This window comes from Kitasatospora sp. NPDC001539, assembly GCF_040298565.1.
GTDB lineage: Bacteria > Actinomycetota > Actinomycetes > Streptomycetales > Streptomycetaceae > Kitasatospora.
This window is the reverse complement of record NZ_JBEPAK010000081.1, coordinates 18357-27403: the sequence shown is the minus strand read 5'-3', so window position 1 is coordinate 27403 and position 9047 is coordinate 18357. Positions and strand designations below refer to the sequence as shown.

At 74.3% G+C, this 9047-nt stretch carries 6 protein-coding genes; 4 read left to right on the top strand and 2 right to left on the bottom strand.

Annotation, left to right across the window (positions count from 1 at the left end; translation table 11 throughout):
- Positions 1-109: 109 nt before the first annotated feature.
- Positions 110-1339 carry a DUF2637 domain-containing protein gene (locus ABT247_RS15365; RefSeq protein ID WP_350742898.1) on the bottom strand — a complete coding sequence of 410 codons (1230 nt, stop codon included), beginning with the start codon at positions 1337-1339 and terminating at the stop codon, positions 110-112.
- Positions 1340-1733: 394 nt separating this feature from the next.
- Between ABT247_RS15365 and ABT247_RS15360 the strand changes: the two genes are divergently transcribed.
- Positions 1734-2471: a Tellurium resistance gene (locus tag ABT247_RS15360; protein WP_350742896.1), complete on the top strand. Its 738-nt coding sequence runs from the start codon at positions 1734-1736 to the stop codon at positions 2469-2471.
- Positions 2472-2555: 84 nt separating this feature from the next.
- On the opposite strand, the gene ABT247_RS15355 is transcribed toward ABT247_RS15360, so the two are convergent.
- Positions 2556-3911, bottom strand: coding sequence for a TerD family protein (locus ABT247_RS15355; RefSeq protein ID WP_350742894.1), 1356 nt, complete (start codon positions 3909-3911; stop codon positions 2556-2558).
- A gap of 386 nt (positions 3912-4297) precedes the next feature.
- Between ABT247_RS15355 and ABT247_RS15350 the strand changes: the two genes are divergently transcribed.
- The 3 genes from ABT247_RS15350 (at position 4298) to ABT247_RS15340 (ending at position 8991) form a co-directional block, all read left to right on the top strand.
- Entirely contained in the window at positions 4298-5491 is a 1194-nt protein-coding gene (locus tag ABT247_RS15350; protein ID WP_350742892.1) for an HpcH/HpaI aldolase/citrate lyase family protein, read from the top strand.
- A gap of 105 nt (positions 5492-5596) precedes the next feature.
- Positions 5597-8149 carry a phosphoribosyltransferase gene (locus ABT247_RS15345; RefSeq protein ID WP_350742890.1) on the top strand — a complete coding sequence of 851 codons (2553 nt, stop codon included), beginning with the start codon at positions 5597-5599 and terminating at the stop codon, positions 8147-8149.
- Entirely contained in the window at positions 8149-8991 is an 843-nt protein-coding gene (locus ABT247_RS15340; protein ID WP_350742888.1) for an HAD family hydrolase, read from the top strand. Before ABT247_RS15345 ends, ABT247_RS15340 begins: the two co-directional genes overlap by 1 nt.
- The last annotated feature ends 56 nt before the right edge of the window (positions 8992-9047 follow it).

Sequence of the window (9047 nt, the reverse complement as noted above, 5' to 3'; positions counted from 1 at the left end):
TGCGCGGCTTCCGGATCGAGCTCGGCGAGATCGAGGCCGCGCTGACCCGGCACCCGGTGGTGGTGCAGGCCGCGGTGCGGGTCCGCCCCTCACCGGGGCGAGGCCGGGATCAGCCGAGCTGCTGCTCGATCGCGCGCAGCTTGCGCTCCAGCGAGTCCAGCTTCGGCATGGACAGGGTGTCGTCGTCGGCGGTCAGGTCGACGGTCGAGCCACGCCGGGTCGGGGCGGAGCCTCCGGTGGAGGAGGAGTACGTCGAGGAGTACGAGGAGGAGCTGCTGCTCGACGACGAGGGGGAGGCCGAGGAGTACCCCGAGGAGGAGTCACTGCTCGGCGAGGAGTACGCCGAGGAGTAGGAGGAGCTGACCGCGGCCCGCGGGCGGCGGCCGGTCTCCAGGGCGGCCGGTTCGAGCGGGTCGGCGGCGAACCGGTCCGAGGAGGTGTTCGTGGCGGAGGTGGCGGTGTCGTCCCCGGCGGCTAGGGCAGGCTCCGTAGCGCTCGGGCCGTCTCCGGCCGCCGTGAGCGCGGGCACCTGACGCCCGCCGCGGGCCCGGGCGAGCATGCCGCCCTGGCGGGAGATGGCCTTCAGCTCGGCCCGCTCGCGGCGGTCGGCGGTGCGGGCGCGGACCTTGGCGTCCAGCTTCGCCTGGCGCTCCTCGCGCACCTCCTCGACCGCCTCGTCCAGGCTGCGGACGTTCTCCAGCAGCATCAGCGACCAGGCCGCGTAGGTCTCGCGCGGGGCGCGCAGCCAGCGGACGATGCGGATCTGCGGCAGCGGACGCGGGACGAGGCCCTGTTCACGCAGCGCCGCCTTGCGGGTCTGCTTCAGCGCGCGGTCGAACAGGATCGCCGCCGAGATCGACATGCCGGAGAAGAACTGGGGGGCGCCGGCGTGGCCGAAGCCGCGTGGGGCGTGCACCCAGTTGAACCAGGCCGAGGCGATCGCGAACACCCACACCAGCAGGCGGGAGCCGAGCGCGGCGTCACCGTGGCTGGCCTCGCGCACGGCGAGCACCGAGCAGAACATCGCGGCGCCGTCCAGGCCGAACGGGACGAGGTACTCCCAGCCGTTGGACAGGCCGAGGTTCTCCGTGCCGAAGCCCACCAGGCCGTGGAAGGAGAGCGCGGCGGCGACACCGGCACAGCAGAACAGCAGGGTGTACGAGGAGATCCCGTAGATCATCTCCTTGCGGCGGCGGCGCTCCTCGCTGCGCTCCCAGGAGTCGGCCGCCTCGTCCTTCTTCGAGCTCTTGAAGCGCAGCGTCGCCATCAGGATGGCGACGAACAGCAGGGCTGCGCCGCCGACGACGGTCCAGACCAACTGTATGGAGGTCAGGTTCATTGCGGGTCGGGCCTCGGGTTTCCGCAGGGGACAGGTTCACAGTGCGACACAGGCGGTCAGGTTCCGCCGCGCGACGACGACCTGACGGTTCGTTCGTCTTCGCACGGAGTGTCGACCGCGCCCGCGCAGGGCGGACGGGACGCCTGTGCGGCTAGACGATATCGCGTCCGAAGGGGCGGCATGTTACGGGAGGGCGGCTTCCTCGGGCCAATCGACCCGCCGGTCGGTGTCGCGGGTGGGCGCGAACGGCCCCGCGGGGGTAGGGGAATGGTGGGTACGGGTATCGGTCGGCCGGGGCGATGCCCGATCATGGACCGGCGGATCGCCGAGCCGGCGGACCACGTCGACCGGTGGATCGTCAGATCGCCGGACGGAGGCAGGGGGAGAGGACGGGATGGTCTCGATCTGGGAGTACCTGCGCGGGGACCGGAGCTACACCTTCGACAACCCGGACGGGCAGCACAAGGTCATACTCACCAAGTCGGCGCCGCAGCACGCGATCACCGGCTCCGCCGCCACCACCGGCTACCTCTACGTCAACCTGCACTGGACCATGCGCTCGGGCGCCGTCCGGCCCAGCACCCGGGAGACGTTCAAGCGCCTGCTCAGTCCGCGGATCCTGCGCCCGCTGGAGCCGGACTCGCCGGGTGGGAACGAGCCGCTGAACGTCGACCTCGACCTGGCCTGCATGTACGAACTCACCGACGGCACCCGGGGCGTGGTGCAACCGCTCGGCGGCCTCTTCGGCGACCTGCGGGAGCCGCCGTTCATCAAGCTCAGCGGCGACGACCAGTACGGGGCGCCCTCCGGCGAGACGATGTACGTCAACCTGGAGAAGAAGGACAAGTTCAAGCGGCTGCTGATCTTCGTCTACATCTACGACGGCACCCCGGCCTTCGAGCAGACCCACGCGGTGATAACGATCGTGCCGCAGACCGGGCCGCGGATCGAGATCAAGCTCGACGAGCGGGCCCCGGCGGCGCGCTCCTGCGCGGTGGTGCTGATCGAGAACGCGGGGGACAACCAGCTGACGGTGCGCCGCGAGGTGCGGTACGTCAACGGGTTCCAGGCGGACATCGACCGGCTGTACGGCTTCGGGATGCAGTGGCAGCGGGGGTACAAGAACCAGTAGCCGGGCGGCAACCGGGTCCTGCCCGTTCCCGGCGGGGCCGTGCTGTCGCGGCCCCGCCGACCGGGGCGGGTCGGACCGGGCCGCCTAGCGGGGCTGGAACTGCGGGCCCTGCGGCGGGAGGGCGAACTCCTCGGCGGCCGGTGCCGGCGGCTGCGGCGGTGCCGGCGGCTGCTGGCCGGTGCCGGGCTGGTGCTGGGGGTAGCCGTAGCCGGTGCCGGGTTGCGGCGAGACGGGTTGCGGTGGGACGGGCTGCTGGTGCTGGGGGTACCCGTAACCGGTGCCCGGCTGGGGGGCCGGCGGCGCGGGTGGGTACGGCTGGGTGGGCTGCGGGTAGCCGTAGCCGGCCGCGGGCTGGTGCTGGGGGTAGCCGTAGCCGGTGCCGGGTTGCGGCGGCACGGGCTGCGGTGGGACGGGCTGCTGGTGCTGGGGGTACCCGTAGCCGGTGCCCGGCTGGGGCGGCGGCGCGGCCGGGGCCGGCGGGACGTTCGGCAGCGCGGTGGGCGGGGTGGCCGGCGGCGGCGTCACGGCCGGCGGAGCCGTGGGCGGCGGCGGGGTCGACGGCGACGGCGGGGCGGCGGGCGGCGGGGTGGCCGGGCCGCTCGCGGCCGGTGCGGGTGCGGTCGGTACTGCGGTGGCGGCCGGGGGCTGCGCGGGGGGCTCGGGCCGGCTGGTCGGGACGGCCGGGGACAGGGTGAAGGTGCCCGGCTCGGGCCGGGGCGCCTGGCGCTGCTCGGGCAGCGGGGTGACGCGCGGGTCGACCGCACCGGACGGGCCGCCGGCGGTGGACGCCTGGGCCTGGGACGGGGTCTGGGACGGGGTCTGCGCCTGGGGCTGGGCCGGACTCTGGGCCGGGGTGTGGGCCTGGGCCGACTCGGGGGCGGCGCCCTCCGCCTCGTCCTCCACGGTGATGCCGAAGTCGGTGGCCAGGCCGATCAGCCCGGAGGTGTAGCCCTGGCCGACCGCCCGGAACTTCCAGGTGCCGTTGCGTCGGTAGAGCTCGCCCGCGACCATCGCCGTGACGTTCTCGCCGTCGGCGATCGCGAACTCCGCGATCGGGGGCGCGCCCTCCCCCGTCGCGGCGTCGAACAGCAGCAGCCGCAGGCCGGGGACGGCCCGGAACGGCCCGCCCTCGGAGGAGCCGGCCAGCACCACGCGGTCCACGTCGGCCGGCAGCTTGGCCAGCTCGACCTCGACGGTGTCGATGATCTCGGCGCCGGCGGCGGTGTGCTGCTTGGGCAGGTGGCGGACCAGTCCGGAGGGGTGGCGCGGCTGGTTGTAGAAGACGAAGTCGGCGTCCGAGCGGACCTTGCCGTCGGTGCCGAGCAGCAGCGCGGACGCGTCCACGTCCGGCGCACCGGGCGTGGCGCTCCAGCGCAGCACGGCGCGGACCGCCGCCGCCGGCAGTGCGAGGTTGGCGCCCTTGGCCATCACGTGCGTCATAGCGGACCATCCTGCCTGTTCGCCACCCCTTCGGACAACGTGACCGGGACCGTCGCGGTGGGGGTGGACTTTGCCAAGTCTTGCGCCGGTCGGAGGTTTGCCGCGGTGTCCCCATGACCTCCCCCCGGCGCCTGCGGCGCGCCCCGGCGGGTCTCCGGGTGGCCGGACGGTGACGGCTCGGGCGGTCGTCCGAGCGGAGGCCGGCGCTCCGGGATGTTCCGGGAGTTCAGTGACCGGGAACCGGGAACGGCCGGAAACCGTCCGTACGATGGGCGTTCGATAGGCCCCCTGGTGGACCGGCGGAGGGAGTCCGCCGACGGTGCCTCCAGGTGAAACGTCCAGGTAGAACGGCTGGCCGGAGGCCGTCCGCCCCCGAGGAGAGCACCTTGCGCCATTTCGGCCACCTCGCCCACGACGTCCGCGGCCGGCTGTTCCTGGAGCAACCGCGGAGCTTCACCGCCGACAGCGGGCCCGCGGTGCTCGCCACCGCCCTCGGCGGCACCCTCTACAGCCCCGCCACCAGGCCCGCACTGGCCGCGGACATCCGCAAGCAGGCCGCCCGGGGCGTGGTCTCGATGGTGCTGTGCCTGGAGGACGCGATCGCCGACCACGAGGTGGACGCGGGGGAGCGGAACCTGATCGACCAGCTCACCGACCTGGTCAAGGATTTCACCGACTGCGCACAGGATCATCCACTCCTCTTCATCAGGGTCCGCACCGCCGCCCAGATCCTCGACCTGGCCGAGCGGCTCGGCCCGGCCGTCTCGGTGCTCAGCGGCTTCGTGCTGCCCAAGTTCACCCCCGCGACCGGCGGGGCCTACCTGGCCGCGCTCGCCGCCGCCGAGGCCGCCACCGGACGGCGGCTCTTCGCCATGCCCGTCCTCGAGTCGCCCGAACTCGCCCACCTGGAGACCAGGCGCGCACAGCTCCACGGCCTCGCCGAACTGCTCGCCCGGCACCGCGAACGGGTGCTCGCCGTCCGGCTCGGGGTCACCGACCTGTGCTCCGCGTACGGGCTGCGCCGCTCCCCGGACCTCACCGCGTACGACGTCGCGCTGGTCTCCTCGGTGATCGGCGACGTCGTCAACGTCCTCGGCCGGGCGGACGGCACCGGGTACACCGTGACCGGCCCGGTCTGGGAGTACTTCCCGGTGCAGGAGCGGATGTTCAAGCCCCAGCTGCGCCGCACCCCGTTCACCGCCACCGGCGGCACGGCCGGCGCCTCCGGGGAGGAGGTCCGCCGCCGGATCATCGAGCACGACCTGGACGGCCTGATCCGCGAGGTCGAACTCGACCGGGCCAACGGCCTGCTGGGCAAGACCTGCATCCACCCCAGCCACGTCCCGGCCGTGCACGCGCTCTCCGTGGTCACGCACGAGGAGTACTGCGACGCCCGGGACATCCTCCGCCAGGAGCAGGACGGCGGCGGGGTGCTGCGCTCGGCGTACACCAACAAGATGAACGAGTCCCGCCCCCACCGCGCCTGGGCGGAGCGGGTGCTGCTGCGCGCGGAGGTGTTCGGCGTGGCGCGGGAGGACGTGAGCTTCGCGGAGCTGCTGTCCGCCTGCCTGTGCGGCTGAGCGCGGGGCGCGCGGCGAGCGCCGGGGCCGCGCGACGAGGACCGAGCACGTGATTCGACAAGCACCAGCACCAACGGACCAGCACCACCGAAGGCGGAGCCAGCAGTGACGACAGCAGAGCAGACGTGGACCGGGCGCTGGGTCGCCGAGCGGGCCGGGGTGGCGCTCACCGGATCGGAGCGCCTCCCCGAACTCGTCGGCCTCGCCCTGCGGTCCGGCAACCCCCGGCGCGCGCACCTGCTGGTCTCCAGCGTGCTCGGCAAGCACGTCCCCCAGCGGCCCGCCGTGGTGCACGGTGCCGGGCTCGAACTCGGCCGGCGGGTCAGGGAACTGCTCGGCGCCGAGGCGGCCGCCCGGGCCGTCGTCCTCGGCTACGCGGAGACCGCCACCGGCCTCGGCCACAGCGTCGCCGACGGCCTCGACGCGCCCTGCCTGCACTCCACCCGGCGGCCCGTCCCCGGGATCACCCCGCTCGGCGGCTTCGAGGAGGAGCACTCGCACGTCACCGGACACCTGCTGCTCCCCGCCGATCCCGGACTCCTCGCCGGCGGAGGCCCGTTGGTCCTGGTGGACGACGAGTTCTCGACCGGCCGGACGATCCTCAACACCATCCGCGCACTGCACACCCGCTACCCGCGCGACCACTACGTGCTGGTCACCCTCGTCGACCTGCGCTCGGCCGACGACCGGGCCCTGCTCGCCGGGACCGCCGCCGAACTCGGCGCCAAGCTGGACGTGGTGGCCACCGCCAGCGGCGCCGTCGAGCTGCCCGGCGACATCGTCCGGCGGGCCGAGCGACTGATCGCCTCCGCGTCCCCGGCCGGACCGCCCCCGGCGGCGACTCCCGCCCCGCTGGTCCGGGTCGAGCTGGACTGGCCCGCCGGGCTCCCGGACGGCGGGCGGCACGGCTTCACCGTCCGCGACCGCGCCCGGCTCGACGCCGCACTGCCCGCACTGGCCGGGCAGTTGGCCGAGGCCCTGCCCGACTCGGCGGAACGCGTGCTGGTGCTCGGCTGCGAGGAGCTGATGTACGCCCCGCTGCGGCTGGCCGACGCGCTCGCCGAGCGGCTCGGCGGCGACCGCGTCCGGTACTCCACCACCACCCGCTCGCCCGTCCTCGCCGTGGACGACCCCGGCTACGCCATCCGCACCCGGCTGGCCTTCCCGGCCCACGACGACCCGCAGGACGACGGCTCCAGGGAGCGCTACGCGTACAACGTCGCGCCGGGCACCGACCCGTCCCGGCGCTTCGACGCCGTGGTGCTGGTGGTGGACGACGTCGCCGACACCCCGGCCCTGTACCGGGGGGAGCGCGCGCTGCTGGGGCAGTTGCGGCAGGTCACCGACCGGGTGGTGCTCGCGGTGCTGCCCTCGCACCGGCCGGCGGCTTCGGTTCCGTCCGCGGATCTGGCTGCGGCTTCGGTTCCCTCCGCGGTTTCGCCTTCGGCTTCGGGTTCGTCCGCGGTTTCGCCTTCGTTGCCGTTGCCGTTGCCGTTGCCGTTGCCGGCGCCGTTGCCGGCGCCGTTGTACGGGCCCGCGTTCTCCTCGTACCGCGCCGAGGAGGTGGCCTGGCTGCTCAAGGACCTGTCCGACGTCCCCCTCGAGGTCCCCACCGAGGAGCGCGAGGAGGCCGTCCAGAACGGCGGCGCGCACTACGCCGAGTCCCTGCCGGTCGAGTACCAGCCCAGCCCCGAGTACCAGGAGCTGTTCCACCAGGCGCTGCGCGGCTCCGCCGGCCGGATCGCGCTCGCCGTCGGCACCGTCGCCGAGACGCTGCTGCGCGAACGCGGACCGGGCCTGGTGCTCGCCTCGCTGGCCCGGGCCGGGACGCCGGTCGGCATCCTGATCCGCCGCTGGCTCGCCTTCGCCCACGACCTCACCGTCCCGCACTACGCGGTGTCGATCGTCCGCGGCCGGGGCATCGACCCGGTCGCCCTGCGCTACCTGGCGGCCCACCACCGGGCCGCGGACGTGGTGTTCGTCGACGGCTGGACCGGCAAGGGCGCGATCACCCGGGAACTCGCCGACGCGCTGGCCGGCACCGGCTTCGACCCGGACCTCGCGGTGCTCGCCGACCCGGGCCGCTGCGTGCGGACGTACGGCACCCGGGACGACTTCCTGATCCCGTCCGCCTGCCTCAACTCCACCGTCTCCGGCCTGGTTTCGCGCACCGTCCTGCGTGCCGGGCTGATCGGGCCGGCGGACTTCCACGGGGCCAAGTACTACGCCGAGCTGGCCGGCGGTGACGTGTCGGCGGCCTTCCTGGACACCGTGGCGTCCTGCTTCACCGCGGTCCGTGCGGCCGCCGCCGAGGAAGCCGACCGGCTGGCCGCCGACCCGGACCGCGCACCCGACTGGGCCGGCTGGGCCGCCGTGGAGCGGATCAGCGAGGAGTACGGGATCGGCAACGTCAACCTGGTGAAGCCCGGCGTCGGCGAGACCACCCGGGTGCTGCTGCGCCGCGTCCCCTGGCGGGTGCTCGCCCGGCGCGGCGCCGGCGCCGACCTCGACCACGTGCGACTGCTCGCGGCCCAACGCGGCGTCGCCGTCGAGGAGGTGGACGGACTGCCGTACACCTGCGTCGGCCTGATCCACCCCCGCTACAGTCGGGGTGCGACCGGGGCGAGCGGCCGGGCCGTCACGGGGAGGGAGTCCTGATGGGTGGCGTGGCCGACGTACTGGTCGCCAGCGACCTCGACCGTACGCTCATCTACTCCGACCGGGCACTGGCCCTGAACGGACCCGACCGGCTCGCGCCGCGGCTGCTCTGCGTCGAGGTCCTGGACGGGCGGCCGCTCTCCTTCCTGACCGAACGGGCGGCCTCGCTGCTCGTCGAACTCGCCCGCGCGGCCGCCTTCGTCCCCGCCACCACCAGGACCGTCGAGCAGTACCGGCGCGTCAACCTGCCCGGCCCGACGCTGGGTTACGCGATCTGCGCGAACGGTGGGCAACTGCTGGTGGACGGCGAACCGGACCAGGACTGGCGCCGCGAGATCACTGCCCGGATCGCGGCCGGCTCGGCGCCGCTGGACGACGTGGTCCGGCAGCTCGCGCTGTCCGCCGACCCGGAGTGGACGCGCAAACGGCGGGTCGCCGACGGGCTGTTCGCCTACCTGGTGGTCGACCGGGACGGGCTGCCGGACGGCTGGCTCGCCGAACTGGCCGGCTGGTGCGCCGAACGCGGCTGGCGGGTCTCGCTCCAGGGGCGGAAGGTGTACGCGGTGCCGGAGCCGCTGCGCAAGAGCGCCGCACTCGCCGAAGCCGTCCGGCGCAGCGGCGCGAGCACCGTGCTCGCCGCCGGGGACTCGCTGCTCGACTCCGACCTGCTGCTCGCCGCGCACGCCGCCTGGCGGCCGGGCCACGGCGAACTCGCCGACAGCGGGTGGACGGCCCCCGGCGTCACCGCCCTGACCGAGGTGGGGGTGGCGGCGGGGGAGGAGATCGTCCGTCGGTTCCTGGCGGCCGCCTCGGTGACCGCGGCGGCCGCCGTCCCTGGCTGACCGACCGCAGCGGCGCCGGATGCGTTGCGGTGCGCTACTAGCCGCAGCTACCGCCG